General features: G+C 59.5%; 16 protein-coding genes and 1 tRNA gene. 12 read left to right on the forward strand and 5 right to left on the reverse strand.

All coding sequences use genetic code 11. From position 1 onward, the window contains the following. Positions 1–325 precede the first annotated feature (325 nt). From ACP7B9_RS10015 to aroQ, 5 genes are all read left to right on the forward strand, one after another. Complete coding sequence (locus ACP7B9_RS10015; RefSeq protein ID WP_425862967.1) at positions 326–1,642, forward strand: ABC transporter substrate-binding protein; 1,317 nt, start codon at positions 326–328, stop codon at positions 1,640–1,642. Between the two features lie 93 nt (positions 1,643–1,735). Next, a complete protein-coding gene (locus ACP7B9_RS10020; RefSeq protein ID WP_425862969.1) occupies positions 1,736–2,710 on the forward strand; it encodes a carbohydrate ABC transporter permease in 975 nt (324 codons plus the stop codon). Continuing rightward, positions 2,710–3,618, forward strand: coding sequence for a carbohydrate ABC transporter permease (locus ACP7B9_RS10025; protein WP_425862970.1), 909 nt, complete (start codon positions 2,710–2,712; stop codon positions 3,616–3,618). Before ACP7B9_RS10020 ends, ACP7B9_RS10025 begins: the two co-directional genes overlap by 1 nt. 56 nt (positions 3,619–3,674) lie before the next feature. Beyond that, positions 3,675–4,469 (forward strand): DeoR/GlpR family DNA-binding transcription regulator, encoded by a 795-nt coding sequence (locus tag ACP7B9_RS10030; protein ID WP_425863147.1) that lies wholly within the window; start codon positions 3,675–3,677, stop codon positions 4,467–4,469. 151 nt (positions 4,470–4,620) lie between these two features. Further along, complete coding sequence (aroQ, locus tag ACP7B9_RS10035; RefSeq protein WP_425862972.1) at positions 4,621–5,079, forward strand: type II 3-dehydroquinate dehydratase; 459 nt, start codon at positions 4,621–4,623, stop codon at positions 5,077–5,079. Positions 5,080–5,153: 74 nt separating this feature from the next. On the opposite strand, the gene ACP7B9_RS10040 is transcribed toward aroQ, so the two are convergent. Further along, positions 5,154–6,389 carry a MarP family serine protease gene (locus ACP7B9_RS10040; protein WP_425862974.1) on the reverse strand — a complete coding sequence of 412 codons (1,236 nt, stop codon included), beginning with the start codon at positions 6,387–6,389 and terminating at the stop codon, positions 5,154–5,156. A gap of 183 nt (positions 6,390–6,572) precedes the next feature. Between ACP7B9_RS10040 and ACP7B9_RS10045 the strand changes: the two genes are divergently transcribed. After that, positions 6,573–7,250, forward strand: coding sequence for a Crp/Fnr family transcriptional regulator (locus ACP7B9_RS10045; protein ID WP_110484662.1), 678 nt, complete (start codon positions 6,573–6,575; stop codon positions 7,248–7,250). An 85-nt stretch (positions 7,251–7,335) separates the two neighbouring features. Here the strand turns inward: ACP7B9_RS10045 and ACP7B9_RS10050 are convergent, their stop codons facing one another. The 3 genes from ACP7B9_RS10050 to ACP7B9_RS10060 are packed head-to-tail and all read right to left on the reverse strand — an operon-like array spanning position 7,336 to position 8,907. Beyond that, entirely contained in the window at positions 7,336–8,250 is a 915-nt protein-coding gene (locus ACP7B9_RS10050; RefSeq protein ID WP_425863148.1) for an NUDIX hydrolase, read from the reverse strand. Between the two features lie 13 nt (positions 8,251–8,263). Continuing rightward, positions 8,264–8,749, reverse strand: a complete 486-nt coding sequence (locus ACP7B9_RS10055) for a RidA family protein (RefSeq protein ID WP_425862976.1) — start codon at positions 8,747–8,749, stop codon at positions 8,264–8,266. A gap of 2 nt (positions 8,750–8,751) precedes the next feature. Continuing rightward, entirely contained in the window at positions 8,752–8,907 is a 156-nt protein-coding gene (locus ACP7B9_RS10060; RefSeq protein WP_425862978.1) for a hypothetical protein, read from the reverse strand. Between the two features lie 36 nt (positions 8,908–8,943). On the opposite strand from ACP7B9_RS10060, the gene ACP7B9_RS10065 reads away from it, so the two are divergent. From ACP7B9_RS10065 to ACP7B9_RS10090, 6 genes are all read left to right on the forward strand, one after another. Continuing rightward, complete coding sequence (locus tag ACP7B9_RS10065; protein ID WP_425862980.1) at positions 8,944–11,172, forward strand: transglycosylase domain-containing protein; 2,229 nt, start codon at positions 8,944–8,946, stop codon at positions 11,170–11,172. 12 nt (positions 11,173–11,184) lie between these two features. Next, positions 11,185–12,138 (forward strand): metallophosphoesterase, encoded by a 954-nt coding sequence (locus ACP7B9_RS10070; RefSeq protein WP_425862981.1) that lies wholly within the window; start codon positions 11,185–11,187, stop codon positions 12,136–12,138. Between the two features lie 124 nt (positions 12,139–12,262). Then, positions 12,263–12,339: transfer RNA gene (locus ACP7B9_RS10075), tRNA-Pro, on the forward strand. Positions 12,340–12,477: 138 nt separating this feature from the next. Then, positions 12,478–12,834, forward strand: a complete 357-nt coding sequence (locus ACP7B9_RS10080; protein WP_425862983.1) for a zinc ribbon domain-containing protein YjdM — start codon at positions 12,478–12,480, stop codon at positions 12,832–12,834. Between the two features lie 33 nt (positions 12,835–12,867). Beyond that, a complete protein-coding gene (locus tag ACP7B9_RS10085; RefSeq protein ID WP_425862985.1) occupies positions 12,868–14,862 on the forward strand; it encodes a DUF6541 family protein in 1,995 nt (664 codons plus the stop codon). A 111-nt stretch (positions 14,863–14,973) separates the two neighbouring features. Continuing rightward, positions 14,974–16,206 (forward strand): helix-turn-helix domain-containing protein, encoded by a 1,233-nt coding sequence (locus ACP7B9_RS10090; RefSeq protein ID WP_425862987.1) that lies wholly within the window; start codon positions 14,974–14,976, stop codon positions 16,204–16,206. A gap of 97 nt (positions 16,207–16,303) precedes the next feature. Here the strand turns inward: ACP7B9_RS10090 and ACP7B9_RS10095 are convergent, their stop codons facing one another. Continuing rightward, a complete protein-coding gene (locus ACP7B9_RS10095; RefSeq protein ID WP_425862989.1) occupies positions 16,304–17,236 on the reverse strand; it encodes a phosphoribosylaminoimidazolesuccinocarboxamide synthase in 933 nt (310 codons plus the stop codon). Between the last annotated feature and the right edge of the window lies 1 nt (position 17,237).

A 17,237-nucleotide genomic window follows, 5' to 3' on the forward strand; every position in this document is an offset into this window, starting at 1 on the left:
TTCGGTGTCGTCGGTCCAACAACTGCGTACTCGATTTGGTTTAACCCGCAACGACATACTGGCCGCACATGCTGTCATATTTGCCGGAGCCTCGCCGCGCGGCAAAGTCACAGGAAACACTCGTGGGGTCTTCGGTAGATAGGCCGGTCCGCACCACGACGCAGGGAAAGCCCTATCCCGATTCCTCGCGCCCGGCCCAATCTGTCGAATGAAACAAAGCGTGATCGAAATGTTTCTCTTTTGACTCTTGACGTTTCTTTTTTGTAGTTTCACGATTGATTCATGTGATCCACTTCACGGGCACGTGCATTTCAAGGGAGAAATCATGTCATTCAACGAAGACCGGTCCGCCAGCGGAATCATCCGCTCAGGCTTTGACCGCCGCACCCTTTTGAAGACCCTCGGCGTGGGTGCCGTCAGCGCAGCCGGAATCCCGCTGCTTGCCGCCTGTACCGGCGGCTCCGGTCCGGGTGCCTCCGCATCGACCTCGCTGACCTTTGGCTCCGGCTCCTCGGACGACGTCCCCAAGGCCGCCTACAAGGCAGTTACGGACGCATTCACCGCCAAGTCCAAGAACCTTGTGACCACCAACGTGGTCCCGCACAACGATTTCCAGAACAAGATCTCCACGTACCTCCAGGGCAGCCCGGACGATACTTTCACGTGGTTCGCCGGTTACCGCATGCAGTACTACGCGGGCAAGGGCCTGCTGGCACCCATTGACGATGTCTGGGAAACCGTTGGCGCAAACTACTCCGACGCCATGAAGAAGGCATCCACCGGACCCGACGGCAAGATGTACTTTGTGCCGAACTACAACTACCCCTGGGGCTTCTTCTACCGCAAAAGCGTTTGGCAGGAGAAGGGCTACGAAGTTCCCACAACCTTCGATGACCTCAAGACCCTGTGCGCCAAGATGAAGTCCGATGGCCTGGTTCCCATTGAGTTTGCCGACAAAGACGGCTGGCCGGCCATGGGCACCTTCGATTACATCAACATGCGCCTCAACGGCTACCAGTTCCACATGGATCTGACGGCCCACAAGGAATCGTGGGATCAGAAGAAGGTCAGCGATGTCTTTGATACTTGGAGCGCCCTGCTGCCGTATCAGAACCCGGCCGCCTTGGGCATGACGTGGCAGGATGCGGCCATCAACATGGGTAAGAAGAAGTCCGGCATGTACCTGCTCGGTTCCTTCGTAACTCAGCAGTTCACAGACAAGACCATCCTTGACGACATCGACTTCTTCCCCTTCCCGGAAATCGCCATGGAAGGCCAGGACGCCGTAGAAGCACCCATCGACGGCTTACTGCTGTCCAAAAAGGGCGGCGACAACCAGGCCGCCCGGGACTTCATGTCATTCATGGGCACGCCCGAAGGACAGGACGCTTATGCCAAGGTTGACCCGTCCAACATTGCGACGGCCAAGGGCACGGACACCTCATCCTTCTCGCCGCTGACCAAGAAGTGCGCCGATACCATCGCCAACGCAAAGAGCATCAGCCAGTTCTTTGACCGCGATGCCCTGCCTGCCATGGCGAACAACGTCATGATCCCGGCCCTGCAGGCCTTCATTAAGGACGGCACCGTGGATGTAAAGAACATGGAGTCCCAAGCCAAGGCCCTGTACGCGGCTCAGTAACGACTAGGTGCGGTGGTGGGCTTGGCCTGCCACCACACCTAGTCCCTCCGCAATCCCAGCAAACGTTCACTGCGAGAAAACGAGTTTGCCGCCATGAGCACGCCCACCGAACTTTCCGAACCATCCCCCCGCAACACCCGGGCCAGCCACAAATCTGCTACAAGCCCACGCAAGAACCGAGGGGTCAAGAGACTCTCCTCCAGGGACAAAGTGGTCCTTGGTTTCATGGTGGGCATACCCACTCTGGTCCAGCTGGTCTTTGTCTGGATCCCCACCCTCCTCTCCGTTGTCCTGTCCTTCACCCGATGGAACGGCCTAGCCCTCTCGGACATCCGCGCCGCGGGCCTTGCCAACTACAGCTACGTTTTCAACGACAGCCCGGCGTTCTGGCCTGCTGTCCAACACAACATCCTGTGGCTCGTATTCCTTGCAGTCATCGCCACCCCTTTGGGCCTGTTGCTGGCCGTGCTTTTGGACCAGCAAATCCGCGGCAGCAAGATCTACCAAAGCATCTTCTTTGTCCCGGTCATGTTGTCCCTGGCCCTCGTGGGCATTATTTGGCAGCTCTTTTACCAAAAAGACAATGGCCTGCTTAATTTCCTGCTCGGCACGGCCGGCACCCCGGACGCCGTCGACTGGTTTGGCGATCCCAGCGTCAATATCTGGGCGGCCCTCATCGCGGCCACCTGGCGCCACGCCGGATACGTCATGATCCTGTACTTAGCCGGCCTGAAGGGCGTCGATGCCTCCCTCAAGGAGGCCGCCTCATTGGACGGCGCCAACGCCACCCAAACATTCTTCCGGATCGTTTTTCCGGCCATGGCACCTATCAACATTGTCATCGTGGTGATCACCATCATTGAATCCCTCCGCGCGTTCGACGTCGTCTGGGTCATCAACAAGGGCACCAACGGGCTTGAACTCATCAGCGCCCTCGTCGTCAGCTACCTCATCGGCGAAGGACAATCCATCGGCATCGGCTCGGCATTTGCTGTCATCTTGTTGGTCATATCCTTGGTCCCCATCACCATCTACCTTTCCCGCACCTTCCGGAAGGAGAAGTTCTAATGTCTACTTCCACCACGAGAACCACCCGAACCGCCACGGGCGGCGTTGGCCACGGTCTCAAGCGGCCGCACTACGGCACCCACATCTTCTTGACGGTCATGGCCGTCATGTGGATGATCCCCCTGGGGTGGGCACTATTCACGGCCTTGCGGTCCAAGTCAGACACTGACAAATATGGCTACTTCAGCCTTGGCGGCGCATTTAACTTCGATAACTTTGTCCAGGCCTGGACACAGGGCGGTTTCCCGCGCTACTTCGCGAACTCGCTGATCATCACGATCCCCACCATCATCTTGGTGTTGCTGTGCAGTTCCATGATGGCCTTCGCCGTCAGTCGGGTGAACTGGAAATTCAATATCACGCTGCTGATCATGTTTACCGCCGGCAACCTGCTTCCTCCGCAGGTTCTGGCCACGCCACTGTTTGAAATGTTCAAGCTCATTCAACTGCCCTACTGGTTCAGCGATTCCGGCAGCCTGCTGAACACCTATATGTCCGTGATCATCGCCAACACCGCGTTCCAGATCGGCTTTTGCACCTTTGTTCTTTCCAACTACATGAAGGCGCTCTCGGCAGACCTGACCGAGGCGGCACTGGTGGACGGTGCCGGAATCTGGCGACAGTACATCTCCATCATCATGCCGCTGTGCCGGCCGGCGATCGCCGCCTTGGCGACGCTGGAACTGATCTTCATCTACAACGACTACTTCTGGCCGCTGCTGTTCATCCAAAGCGGGGACCGGCTGCCTGTCACCACGGCCATCAACAACTTGCTGGGAACGTTCCTGTCCAACTACAACCTCCTCGCCGCCGGCGCCATCATCACCGTCATCCCCACCTTGATCGTCTACCTGCTGTTGCAGCGGCACTTCGTGGCTGGCCTGACACTGGGTTCCAGTAAGGGTTGAGCATGCGAATGAGATCAGGGGCGGCCGGCTCCGTCACCAGAACCGAGGAGGTTCCCATGCTTGCGGACGCCCGGCGCAGTGAAATTGTGGCCATCGTGTCCCGTGAGCGGGTAGCGCGGGTCGCCGATCTGGCCGAACTCCTCGGCGTATCGGTCGTTACGGTCCGCCGCGACATCGATGCCCTGGACGACGCCGGTTTGGTCCAGAAGATCCACGGCGGCGCAAAGCTCCCAGGCGGCGCCGGGACGCATGAGCCGGGCTTCGAACTCAAGTCCACGCAGAGCACCCAGGAAAAGCATGCAATTGCGCAGGAGGCCGTGTTGCTGGTCCACGATGGCATGGCTATCGGGCTCAGCGCTGGCACCACCACCTGGGCGCTTGCCAATGCCCTCAGCACGCGCAAGAACCTGACGGTGGTGACAAACTCCGTCAAAATCGCCGATGTTTTTCAGAGCTCCGGATCCCGTGTGTCGGTCATTCTCACGGGCGGCGAGCGCACGCCGTCGGACGCACTGGTGGGCCCCATTGCCACCGCGTCGGTCCACTCGCTGCATCTGGACGTCCTGTTCATGGGCGTGCACGGGGCCGACGAGAGCGCCGGCTTCACCACACCGAACTTGCTCGAGGCCGAGATGGACCGGGCACTGATTGGTGCCGCACGCAAGGTGGTTGTCCTGGCCGATCACAGCAAGTGGGGCACGGTGGGAATCAGCACTATCGCGGCATTGGAGGACGTGGACGAGGTCATTAGTGACGACGCACTCGGCATGGAAGCGCAACGGATCCTGCGTGAGCGCGTCGGCAAGCTGAGGCTGGTCAGTATCACCACACCACCGTCAAGCGAGTCATAACCACCCCGTTTCCGACTAACCCGCAGTCGATGGCGAAAATTCACGATTTTCCACGTGTTTTGGCCATTCACTGCGGGTTAGTTGTTTAAGTGCCAGCGCTGTTGCGGGTAGTTTCACGGATGAGTCACCTTCCGTGGGGCATTATTAACCCATGACCTCTTCGACTGCGCCGGACCGTGGCACCCTGCTGATCCTCAATGGCCCCAATCTCAACATGCTGGGCACTCGCGAGCCTGGGATTTACGGATCGGCAACTCTGTCCGACGTCGAAGTCCTCACCACCGCGGCCGCCAAGGCTGCCGGGTTCAGCGTTTCGTGCCTACAGTCCAATCACGAGGGTGTCCTGATCGACGCCATCCACGCGGCGCGCGGCACAGCGGTGGGCATCATCATCAACGCAGGGGCCTACACACATACCTCGGTGGCCCTCCGGGACGCGATTGCCGCCGTCGAACTTCCTACGGTGGAGGTGCATATCTCCAACGTCCACAAGCGTGAAGAGTTCAGGCACCACTCCTACCTTTCAGCAGTATGCAGCGTCGTGATTGTTGGCGCGGGCGTCCACGGCTACGAGCTGGCAGTGAGCGCTCTGGACAAGGCACTCGCCTAGCATCTCGTGCCAGGGCACCGGCGCCAGGGCAAAAGTCCGGGGCAACAACTCCGGGCCCGGGTGCTCCGTCGGGCTCAGCCCACCTTGCAGGAGCCAGAAGGTACCGCACTGCTGAGGTGAGGTGCTGCCGCGATAACCGGATTAACTTCTTCCATGGTCAGTGCGAAGCCGACGTTGTTGGTGGAGGTGGCCTTGGCGAAGATCACGCCCACAACATCTCCGTCGCTATCCAACAGCGGTCCTCCTGAGTTGCCCGACTGTACATTGCCAGCCAACTGGTACACATCCAGCAGCGTTGTGGCACCATCGGTGACGTCCGGAACCATCATGGGTGCGGAGGAAAGCACAGTTGCCGCCCGCACTTGCAATGGGCCACCCAACGGATAGCCCGCAAATGCCGTCACCGTGTTCCCGGGAACCGTCGCGGCGGTGGCCAGCGGCTGGGCCTCGAGTGAGTCAACGGCAAGAATGGCCATGTCGTGAGAAGCATCAAAATACACAACTCGGGCAGGTAGCGCGCCCTGTTTCTGGGTCTGGACCACCGGCATCGATACGCCCGCAACCACGTGGGCGTTGGTCAACACCCGTCCGGGCGAGATGACGAATCCCGTGCCCGTCTGGTTCTGGCCGCATTGGAATGCGGTCCCGGAAATCTTCATGACCGATTCTGCGGCTGCATTCCATGCATCGGTGTTGGTGTCTGCGTTTGGTGCGGCCACCTCAACGTTGGGACCGTCCGGATTCAGCAACGCGGGGATGCCTTCATCAAGGACCAACGAACGAACTTGGGCCACTGCTTCCTTGACGGGTTTCGGCGTCCAGTCATCGATTCTGGAAATGACTTGGGAATCGCTCAGCGCTTTGGCAACAACCGGAATACCTAAATTGGAAACCCCAAAGGACAGCATGGAAATGACCAATGCGCCTACAGCAACATTCAGCACACCACCCAAGATACGGTTAACTGAGCGAATTGAGTCTGATTTCACATGACGCCCAATGGCCCGCCCCAACTTCATGCCTACACCATGCCCAATGGCAATCAAGAGGACTGTTGCGCCGATCACCATGACGGTTCGCCAACCGGGGCTCGGGGCTAATTGACTAACAAAGGGCGCGGCAAAAAATGCCCCCACGGCGCCGGCAATAAATCCGGCCAACCCACCCAAAGCCACGACCAATCCGGCATTCAGGCCATAAATCAGCTGCCACAAAAGCCAAAGGATCAGCAAAACATCAAGCCACGAGAAACCAAACACCGTCGCGTACAGCTCCTCCCGGGTCAAGGCCCAGTCCGTCAGACGCAGCAATTACGCCTCAGTGGCACATGTTACCGGCACAAACCGAGTAACAACTGGTCTTCTAGGCTAGCCAAACTGCCAATATGCTGACAACCCACGCCCCAAATGCCAAATTGGTCACAAAATCAGAAAAATTCTGAAACAATCAGTAATAGGTCACAACTTATTAGCTACATAATGCAAGGAGTTTTCATGGACATCGAGGTACTACGCCGGGCACCACTGTTCGCCACGCTCGACGACGAGGCGTTCCGCCTTCTGACCGACGAACTGGCGGAGGTGGATCTTTCCCGCGGGGCTTCGGTCTTCCGTGAAGGAGACCAGGGCGATCAGCTCTACTTCATCGTTTCCGGCAAGGTGAAGCTGGGACGCACCTCCTCCGACGGCCGCGAATCACTCGTTGCCATCCTCGGCCCGGGCGAGCTGTTCGGCGAAATGGCCCTGTTCGATCCGGCACCGCGCAGCACCACCGCCACCGCCGTTTCCGAAACCCGCCTGGCTGGACTCCGCAACGAGTCCCTTAACGCCTTGCTGCGCAACCGCCCCGAGGTGTCCATGCAGCTGCTGCAGGCCCTGGCCCGCCGCCTGCGCCGCACCAACGACAACCTTTCCGATCTGGTCTTCTCGGACGTTCCCGGCCGCGTGGCCAAGGCCATCTTGGATCTGGCAGACCGTTTCGGCCGCCCCGCCACCGACGGCATCCTGGTTGCCCACGAGCTCACGCAGGAAGAACTGGCCCAGCTGGTCGGCGCCTCCCGCGAGACCGTCAACAAGGCTCTGGCCGAATTCGTTCAGCGTGGCTGGCTGCGCCTGGAAGCCCGCGCAGTTGTCATCTTGGACGTCAACCGTCTGCGTCAGCGTTCACGCTAGTAGCGACACAAAGCCGGCCGGATCATTACTGATCCGGCCGGCTTTGTTTAATTTAAACAGCGTTTAATTTATGCAGTGAGAACCGCTACCGTTCCCGGCAGGGTCCACCTTCAGATGCAGGAGCCGTAGCCACCTCAAGGCTGAATCCACCGTCATCGCCAACAACGAGCTTTGGCTGATATTCGTTGATGGGCCTTTTGTGGTTCAGGTAAGCGATGCAGCCGCGGGCGGCGGCAATCTTTTCCAGAATGATTTCCACTCCGGGCACCATCAGTTCGCCGAGTGTCAGTCCTGTCGTGTTCGGCAGGCCGATCTCATCACCCAACGCCGAGTTGGCACGGTTAGCCAGGACATCGGCGGCACATGCCCACCGGCCCCAAACACCCTTGCTCGTCAGCAACGACGGTTCCTGATTCACAGGCGGCGTCGCAGCAAAGTACCGCGTATCAAACCGTCTGTGGGCAAAATCCGGGCTCGTCCAGTGGCTCAACGGTTTGAGTAGATCGGTGCGCAGGGCGAGACCGTAGCGCTCGAGCAGGGACGCAAAAGTGGTTTCCTGCGCGGCAATTGATTCGCGCGCGCGCATCCATTCCGGCCCAGAAATGCTCTCGACCAGCGAGGACCCGTCCGGGCCCGCCAGCAAGATGCCGGTTTCCTCAAAAACTTCACGGATCGCCGCCACCACGTGGCACTTGGCCAGGCCAATGTCTTCCATGCCCAGACTCTTGGCCCACGCGGTGGGCGAGGGGCCCACCCAGTCGGTCACGTCGTCGTCCGCGATCTCAATGGTGCCACCGGGGAATGCCACGGTGCCCAACGGCGACCCGCCCGGGCGGTACGTCAGATACGTTTTCAGGCCGGCGGGGCTGTCCTTCAACAACACCACCGACGACGCCTTCCGCGGCTTGCTGGGGGTGCGGTCACCAAATTCCACCCAGGTTTCGGCAGCTCCCCGCTGGTCTGCGCTTAGCGGGAAGGACCTCTTACCTGCGGGTCGAATGCCCGCGGGAGTATTACTGGAATTCGGCAATCAACTCAACCTCGACAGGAGAATCCAAAGGCAAGACGGAAACTCCGACGGCGGATCGGGCGTGAATTCCTGCCTCACCAAATACTTCGCCCAAAAGCTCGGAGGCACCGTTAATGACGCCCGGCTGTCCGGTGAAAGACGGATCCGAGGCAACAAAGCCAACTACCTTAACAATGCGGGTGACCCGGTCAAGGTCGCCGATGACGCTTTTGAGTGCCGCAATGGCGTTGATGGCGCAGATCGCTGCGAGGGCCTTTGCGTCCTCAGCGGAAACCGCCGCACCGACCTTGCCCGAAGCTGTGAGTTTTCCGTCAACAAAAGGCAACTGGCCGGAGGTGTAAATGTGGTTGCCGGAGATCACAGCTGGTACATAGGCAGCTACCGGCGCAGCCACAGCGGGAAGGGCTAGGCCAAGCTCCGCAAGACGAGCCTCAATACGTGAAATTCCTTGATTTGACGCGTCATTCACGGTTAAGCCTTCTCTCGTTTCAGGTATGCAACCAGGCCATTGCCATCGGGCCCGGGAACAACCTGAACCAGCTCCCAGCCGTCGTCACCCCACTGGTCGAGAATCGCCTTTGTGGCATGGATAATCAGCGGAATCGTAGAGTACTCCCATTTGGTCATACCTCAAAGCGTATCCCCTGCCGCTAAACTGGGAAAATGGCAGCAAAAAAACACCCCATTTTCGATACCGCCACAACTCTGGGTAAATTGGTCGCTTTCCTGGGCATCAGCAGCATTTGCGGTGTGCTGGTTGCAGGACTGATGGTTCCGGCCGTCGCCTTGGCGGGCGGCACGGCGACCTCTTCCATCTCATTTTTTGACGATCTCCCGGACGAGATGAACGTCGGGACTCCGGCCCTGTCATCGAAAATTCTTGCTGCCGACGGCTCCGTCATTGCGACTTTCTACGATCAGAACCGCACCGAGGTACCCCTCGACAGCATCTCGCCGTTCATGAAGGATGCGATCGTCGCCGTTGAGGATTCTCGTTTCTACGAGCATGGCGGCATCGACACGCGCGGGCTGATGCGCGCCGTCACGTCCATGGCGAGGGGTGGCGGGCGTCAGGGTGCCTCCACCATTACGCAGCAATACGTGAGTAACGTCATCAACCAGACATATGCCGCTAACGGTGAACTGGAGAAGGTTAAGCAGGGCGACGGTAAGGGTGTTGGCGACAAGGTGCGCGAGATCAAACTCGCCATTGCCGTTGACAAGAAGTACTCGAAGGAAGAAATTCTGCAGGGTTACCTCAACTGGGTGTTCTTCGCTAACAACAACTACGGCATTGAAGCGGCGTCGTCCTTTTACTTCAGCGCACACGCCAAGGATCTGACGCTGCCCCAGGCCGCCCTGCTCGCAGGAGTAGTCAACCGGCCCAGTTACTACGATCCCGTTGTCAATCCTGACAACGCCCTTTCGCGTCGAAACATGGTTCTTGACCACATGCTGGATCAGGGCATGATCGATGCAAAGCAGCATGCTGACGCTGTGAAAGCCGAGATTGGCCTCAAGGTTCAGGACAACCGCAATGGCTGCACCACGGCCGTTCGGGCCGAATATTTCTGCCAGTACGTGAGCAACTTGATTCTCAATGATCCCAACTACGGCAAGACCGTGGAAGATCGTGAGAAGCTGCTGCTGCAGGGTGGCTTGACCATCACCACCACTCTGGATCCGGGCCTGCAGGATGCGGCCCAGGCGCAGTTTGCGAACTTCACTCCCGCTGAGAATAACCCGGACAAGGTGGGCCAGTCATTGGTCACTGTTCAGCCGGGCAGCGGCAAGATTCTTGCGATGGCACAGAACAGCAAACTCATTTCGCCCGAGGGTCAGTTCAACTCCGATTACAACTTCAATGTTGATCGGGTTGATGTCAATGGCAATTCACTTGGCGGTGCTGGCGGTTTCGATGTGGGTTCAACCATCAAGCCGTTTACCTTTGCCGAGTGGCTGAACTCCGGGCACAGGATCAACGAGGTCGTCAACGCCGCGGTCCGTAAGTACCCCATCGGTTTCCAGTGGACCAACACCTGCGGGTCCACCACGGGCGTTTATGACGACAATGCCGGCGATGGTTCCAAGGACCTCCAAAACGCAGAGAACAACTTCTACCAGCGACTCACGGCCCGTGAAGGTTTGTACAACTCCCTCAACACGGCAACGTTTGCAACCGCTGCCCAGCTGGATATGTGCAACATCCAAAAGATGATGACGGCCACCGGAATCCATCTTGGCGGGGACCCTAAGCAGCCATACAGTGTTGAATTTGTGAGCTCTCTTCTCGGATCCGGCGAAGTTGCGCCGCTCATCATGGCCTCCGCCTTTGCAACCTTCGCCTCCGGCGGCACCCATTGCGATCCCGTTGCCTTGGTATCTGTGACCAACCTCAAGGGCGATAAGTTCCCCGTTCCTGGCGCCAACTGCAAGCAGACGGTAAACCCGGAAGTTGCTGCCGGCGTCACTAGCGTCCTGCAGGAAGTTTTGGTCCGTGGCTCCGGCTACCTGATAGGGCTGGAGTACCCTGCGGCCGCCAAAACAGGTACCACAAATAATTCCGAGCAGACCTGGACCACCGGCTACACCCGCGGTCTTGTCACCTCCTCCTGGGTCGGAAACATTAACAAAGCAGAGTCCAACAACGGCAAGTTGATTGCTAACCAGCGTCTGGACTATGTGGACGGTGCTACCTATGCCGGTAAGGCTTGGCAGGGTTACATGAACCAGGTTGCCGGTAACTTCGATGTCAACGGTTTCGATGCCCCGCCGGCCAACATGGTTAGTCCGCCGGTCATCATCGCGCCTAAACCGGTAACGCCGGCCCCGGCAGTCCCCGAGACTAAAAAGTCCGACGACACCAAGAGTGACGACAAGAAGAAGGACTAGGGCCAAGTCACCATGTCACGTACGCGCACAGCCCCGTCCCGCCTCACAACATTGGGTGCGGCGGCGGGGTTTGCCGTTGCTGCCGGAGCTACCGCGGTGGCCTACGGCACTTTCATTGAACGCCATTGGTTTGCCCTGCGCGAGGAATCGCTGGCAATCCTGCCGGCCGGTTCCGAGCCGTTCACGGTGCTCCACCTTTCCGACATCCACCTGTCCCTAGGGCAACACAAGAAGACCGAGTGGTTGAAGGGGCTGGCTGCACTGGAGCCGGATCTCGTGGTCAATACTGGCGACAACCTGAGCCACCCCAAGGCGATCGCACCGCTTTTGGACGCCTTGGGACCGCTCATGGCTTTCTCTGGTGTCTTTGTGCCTGGTTCCAATGATTACTTTGCCCCCCGCATCAAGAATCCCTTGGCGTACTTTTCCGGGCCCTCCAAGATCCGGACAGACAAGCGCACTCCTCTGGCTCTTGATACCGAGGCCCTGCACACGGGATTCGGCCAGGGCGGTTGGGTCAACCTGACCAACCGGGCCCAGTCCATCCCGATGAAGGGCATTCGCTTTGATTTCAGCGGCGTGGACGATCCCCATCTAAACCGTGAGCGTTACGCCGGTTGGCCGCGTGGATCAGCAAGTCAGGATTCGGCCCCCCACGTGAAGATCGCGGTGGCTCACGCCCCGTACCAGCGCGTCCTTGACCATTTCACGGCCGACGGCGCAGATCTGATCCTCGCCGGACATACCCATGGCGGTCAGGTCTGCGTCCCCGGTTATGGTGCACTTGTCAGCAATTGCGATCTACCCACATGGCGTGCCAAGGGTCTCAATGACTGGGATGCCAAGGGTCGTACGACGCCGGTCAACGTCTCCGCGGGCATCGGCACCTCCCGCACGGCCCCCTTCCGTTTCGCCTGCCGCCCCGAGGCCGTGGTGCTGACATTGACGGCCAAACCCCACCCGTAACCTCTCTGGTTTTCCGAGGCGAGAAAGCGGCACTGGGCTTCGATTTCGTATTCCAGCCCCCTTTCCGCTATTCTTGAGAGGTTGCTTTTCGAGACCTTCACTGGTCGCCGGAAATGTAATGGATCGGGGTGTGGCGCAGCTTGGTAGCGCGCGTCGTTCGGGACGACGAGGCCGCAGGTTCAAATCCTGTCACCCCGACCAAATGAAAGTGGCGGTATCCAATGGATACCGCCACTTTTTCTTTTGCCCTCAGAACCCAACGGCATTCGGGGCCAACACCACCAGGCCTTGGCAAGGGGAAAACCTGCTCCAATCCACTCAACGGCTAGGATGGAGCGCATGAGTGACACACTTCCCCCCTGCCCTGTTTGCGGTTCCGAATACAGCTATGAAATGGGCGAGCTGTTGGTATGCCCAGAATGCGCCCACGAATGGTCCCCTTCCGAAAACTCCGAAGCTGCTGAAGCCGAGCAGGAAACGGTAGTGAAGGATGCTGTCGGGAACATTCTGGCCAATGGTGACACTGTCAGTATCGTCAAGACCATGAAGATCAAGGGCAGCCCCCAGGATTTGAAGATCGGCACCAAGGTTCGCAACATTCGCCTGATCGATCCCGTCAACGGTCACGACATTGACGCGAAAGTTGACGGCTTCGGTCCCATGAAGCTCAAGTCAAGCGTCGTCAAAAAAGTCTGATTCGACCCAACGATCTAGGACAAGGATGTTTGGTTGAGTTCATGGATTGAAGCGCTGCCGGCTTTCACGGTAGCGCTGCTGATGCTTGCCCTGCCCGGTGCGGCCGTGCTGGCGGCATTGCGAATCCGCGGCCTCATGGCGATTTGCCTTGGCCCGGCCGTGTCCGTGTCGGTCATTGCCGTCAGCGCCGTCGTGGCACCCCTGCTCCATCTGTCGTGGAACATCCCCGTGGTTTTGCTGGGCACCGCCATCGCGGCCGCGGCGGCGTGGACAGCCCAACGTTTCATCGTCACGCTACGGACGGCGTCGCCGGTTGAAAGTCCACGCGCAGGTCTTGGCGCGGCCCTTTCCGGGGTGCTGCTCGCCCTAGCAATTACGACGGCGCTGCTGACCTTGGTTGCCTCCAGCCCGGAAGCGATCACGCAGGGCTATGATTCCGTGTTCCACCTGAACGCTACCGAATTCGCTGTGGAGACCGGCAACGCTTCCTCGTTCGCCATCTCGGGCTTTATTCTTCCAACGGTCAAGTCCGCGTTCTACCCGGGCGCGTGGCATGGGCTGACGAGTTTATTGGTTATTGTCACGGGCATCAGCGTTCCGGCGGCTACCAACATCATGTGGCTCGCTACGGCAGGCGTGGTGTGGCCGCTGAGCTGTATTTTCCTGACCCGTGTCCTCTTTGGCCGCCGCCCGCTCTTACTGCTGTGCGCTGGCATTATGGCGGCTGCCTTCCCGGCATTTCCTTGGCTGCTGCTGCAGTATGGCTCCGCATACCCCAATTCGCTCTCCAACGCTATGGTTCCCCTGGGCATCGGCTTGGTGCTGTTGATCCTGCGCCCAACGGTCCACACGGGCCTTGAACCGGTTCAGGCACTGGCGCTGATTGTCCTGTTTCTTCCGGGCGCCGTAATGGCGCAACCAAACGGGATTTTCAGTGTCCTGCTGATACTGACTCCCCTCTTGGCCTTCCTCATCTATGCGTGGCTGCGGACAGGATTCGCCACGGGCCGGCGCCGTGGGTTTGGCCGCGTAGCCCTCTTGGCGCTCGTGACCGCTGGTGTTGCTGCCGCGTTGTTCACGCTGCCGCAAATTCGCAGCCTCTTCAGCTACACCAGCCCTGCCTTCTTGTTCTTCCCGATGGCTCTGCTCCGCAATTTCACCCACACCCCGGACCCGATCAACTTCCCCGCCATCGCACTGACGGTTCTTGTGGTGATTGGCATGTACGCGGGGTTCCGCCGTCCGGGATTACGGTGGCTGCCTGCCGCGCTGGTCCTGCTGGCATTTACCTATCCGTTGTCATCTGGCACCGACGCAACCTTGGCCAACATTGTCATGGCGCCTTGGTGGGACAATCCAGAACGCGTTGGCGCTCTTATGCCACTGCTGGCCGTGCCGTTGGCCGCCCTTGGACTGACGACTCTGCTCGAGAAGCTCAGCGCCAGATTTCCCGACGCCCTCAATTCACCGGCCCTGGCCAACCGCCGAGGCAAGATGGCGGCGGCAGCCAGCCTCGCCGTCGTACTTGTCCTATCCAATCCGGGACTTTGGCAGATCAAGGGCGAGGTCGGGCAGATGTACAACGTGCCCGCCGAGCCTGACGGGCAGGCGCAGCTGGACGCACAAGAGCTGGCGTTGATCGAACGGCTGGATGACTACACGAGCGAAGACGATGTGATCGCCAATAATCCTTACAACGGCTCCTCCCTGGCCATGGCGTTGGCCGGCAGAACCATGCTGTTTCCCTATAGTTCGCAGGGCGATTTGAACGCGGACCAATACACGCTGCGGTTCTGGCTCAATCGGATCGGAAGCGACCCGGAGGTGTGCGCGGCGGCGAAACGGCTAGGCGTAACCCACCTTCTGGACTTCGGCACGGACTACATTCCGGCGTTCAACGACCCTCGCTCCCTCTATCCGGGAGTGACGCTGGCGCCTGATTCGGCTGCCTTCACCCTCGTGACTAGTGAGGGCCATGCCCGGCTCTACAAGCTGAATACGTGCGGCGGCGTGCCGGTCGTGCCCTGACCGTACGGACCATTCCTCACCCTTGTGACAAATTTTGTCACGCATTCTGCCCGTTGGGCCCGCACAAGACTTAGAGTGTAAGCACCATTCCAGCTAAAGAGAGGCAAGTCTGTGGGCAGCAGTTTTGGTGATCGACTTAAACAAGAACGTTTGTCCCGCAACCTGTCCCAGGGTGAGCTAGGTGGCGAGCTGTATTCGGCCAGCTACATTTCCCTGCTGGAAAACGCCCATCGTGAGCCAACAACGGAGATCATCAATCAGCTAGCGGAGCAGCTGCAATTGGCGCCTTCCGCCGTTGCGGCGTGGGAGCGGCCGAACTTTCCCGCAGAGAGCGAATACTTACGTCTCTCGCTCTGCGCCCGTCAGAGCTGGGACACCCGCGATTATCTGGGCGCCACAACCAATGCAAAGGCTGCGGCAAGGCTGGCATGCGCCAACGACGATGTCGTGACGTGGTGGCACATGACGTTCCTTGCTGCCACCGCACTCTTGCGCAATGGCGATCACTCCGAAGCCGCCGCAGTCCTCGGCAAACTCCTTGGCCATTCCCTCACACTCGAGAGCGACGCCCTGGGCCTTCGAGCGAATCAGGTCATGGCCGCCGCAAAGCTGGCTCAGGGAAACCTGGTCGAGGCAATCTCGTTTGCGACGGCAGCTGTTGAAATTGGTTCAGGCGACAGTCTCGAGGAGTTCAGCGCCTATCTGCTAGCCCTGCAAACTCTCATTGGCGCCCTGACCGAGGCCGGACGGCTCGATGAGGCCTGGACCCAAACACTGGTCCTTGCCGATTCCGTCACCGACGAAACCCCACCGCAGATGGCCGGTGAAATCCATTGGGTCATCGGAAACGTCGCCTTTATCCGCCAAGACGTCCGGACCGGGTTGGAACACCATGCCAAGGCCGGCCGGCTCCTCTCCCCCGCCGCGGATCTGTCGCGCTGGGCTCAATTCAACAAGGCGACGGCCTGGGTACGGCTCATGGCTGGAGTTGTGGAGCCTGCAACGCTGCAAGCCATAGAACGCAGCGAACTTGCACACTCGGTGGTAGGTGCGACGGCGGTCGAGACTCTGGAGGTTTCGCTGCTTCGGGCGCGGTGGAATTACCTCAACGGAGACCTCACCGGTGCGCTGGCGCTGTTGGACACGATTGAGTCCCAGCCTGAGCTGCTGGCGCCACATATTGCCGGTGACTCGGCCTTGCTGCGCGGATCGGCGCTGCAGGCCTCGGCCCGTCCAAGCGACGCATACGCCGCGTTCGAATGCGCCCGTGACCGATTCACACAGGCTGGCGCCCTGGACCGGGCCGCCGACGCGCAGGAACTCATGGCAGGCGTCCGCATTTAGCTATATAAGGGCTACTTAAAAGCCGCGGGGGCCGTTGTTACTTTTCGCACCAGGTGGACCGGTGGCGAAAGGTAACAACGACCCCCGCGCATGATTTTTAGACGAACGTTGCGCCCGTCAGACGCTCAAAGGCCTGAACGTAGCGAGCCCTGGTGCGCTCAACGACGTCGGCCGGAAGTGCCGGAGGCGGAGTATCCGAGGCGCGATCCCACCCTGATTCCGGGCTGGCCAGCCAGTCGCGAACGTACTGCTTGTCAAAGCTTGGCTGCGCCTGGCCCGGCGCCCACAGCTCGGCGTCCCAGAAGCGAGATGAATCCGGAGTGAGGACCTCATCGCCCAGCGTGATGATGCCGGTGGCCGGATCGGTGCCGAATTCCACCTTGGTATCTGCAAGGATGATGCCGCGTTCCCGGGCAATTTCCTCGGCGCGCGAATAAATTTCCAACGTCAGCGTTCGCAACGCCTCTGCAGAGGAGGAGCCCACGGTATCCACCATGGTTTCGAAGGTGATGTTCTCATCATGCTCGCCCACCTCGGCCTTGGCCGAGGGCGTGAAGATGGCCTCCTCCAGGCGCGATCCGTCGCTCAAGCCGGCGGGCAGCGGCAGACTGCACACGGTTTGCGAGGCGCGGTACTCGACGAGTCCCGAACCCGTGAGGTAACCACGTGAAATGCATTCGATGGGGAACATTTCAAGCTTCTTGCAGACCATTCCGCGTCCCGCAACTTCTGCCGGAACACCGTCTTCAACCGTGGTGGCCACTAGGTGGTTGGGAACGTTGAGCTGCTCAAACCACCACAAGCTCAAGCCGGTCAAAATACGGCCCTTGTCCGGAATTTCCGAGGTCAGGACATGATCAAAAGCGCTGATCCGGTCGCTGGCAACTACCAGGACCACGTCCTCGCGGCCGGCGAACGGACCATCATTGGCAGCACTCGAGGGGCTGGGGATGTAGAGGTCGCGAACCTTGCCTGAGTAGACGTGAGTCCAGCCCGAAAGTGCCGGTGCTTCTGGTATTGCTGAAGTCATG

Source organism: Arthrobacter sp. TWP1-1 (assembly GCF_049897845.1).
In the GTDB taxonomy this organism is placed as follows: Bacteria; Actinomycetota; Actinomycetes; order Actinomycetales; family Micrococcaceae; genus Specibacter.

Bases quoted from the DNA above. Each gene is read 5' to 3' on its own strand.
- ACP7B9_RS10015 (WP_425862967.1), top strand. From the start codon at position 326: ATGTCATTCAACGAAGACCGGTCCGCCAGCGGAATCATCCGCTCAGGC.
- ACP7B9_RS10020 (WP_425862969.1), top strand. From the start codon at position 1,736: ATGAGCACGCCCACCGAACTTTCCGAACCATCCCCCCGCAACACCCGG.
- ACP7B9_RS10025 (WP_425862970.1), top strand. From the start codon at position 2,710: ATGTCTACTTCCACCACGAGAACCACCCGAACCGCCACGGGCGGCGTT.
- ACP7B9_RS10030 (WP_425863147.1), top strand. From the start codon at position 3,675: ATGCTTGCGGACGCCCGGCGCAGTGAAATTGTGGCCATCGTGTCCCGT.
- aroQ (WP_425862972.1), top strand. From the start codon at position 4,621: ATGACCTCTTCGACTGCGCCGGACCGTGGCACCCTGCTGATCCTCAAT.
- ACP7B9_RS10045 (WP_110484662.1), top strand. From the start codon at position 6,573: ATGGACATCGAGGTACTACGCCGGGCACCACTGTTCGCCACGCTCGAC.
- ACP7B9_RS10060 (WP_425862978.1), bottom strand. From the start codon at position 8,907: ATGACCAAATGGGAGTACTCTACGATTCCGCTGATTATCCATGCCACA.
- ACP7B9_RS10065 (WP_425862980.1), top strand. From the start codon at position 8,944: ATGGCAGCAAAAAAACACCCCATTTTCGATACCGCCACAACTCTGGGT.
- ACP7B9_RS10070 (WP_425862981.1), top strand. From the start codon at position 11,185: ATGTCACGTACGCGCACAGCCCCGTCCCGCCTCACAACATTGGGTGCG.
- ACP7B9_RS10080 (WP_425862983.1), top strand. From the start codon at position 12,478: ATGAGTGACACACTTCCCCCCTGCCCTGTTTGCGGTTCCGAATACAGC.
- ACP7B9_RS10095 (WP_425862989.1), bottom strand. From the start codon at position 17,236: ATGACTTCAGCAATACCAGAAGCACCGGCACTTTCGGGCTGGACTCAC.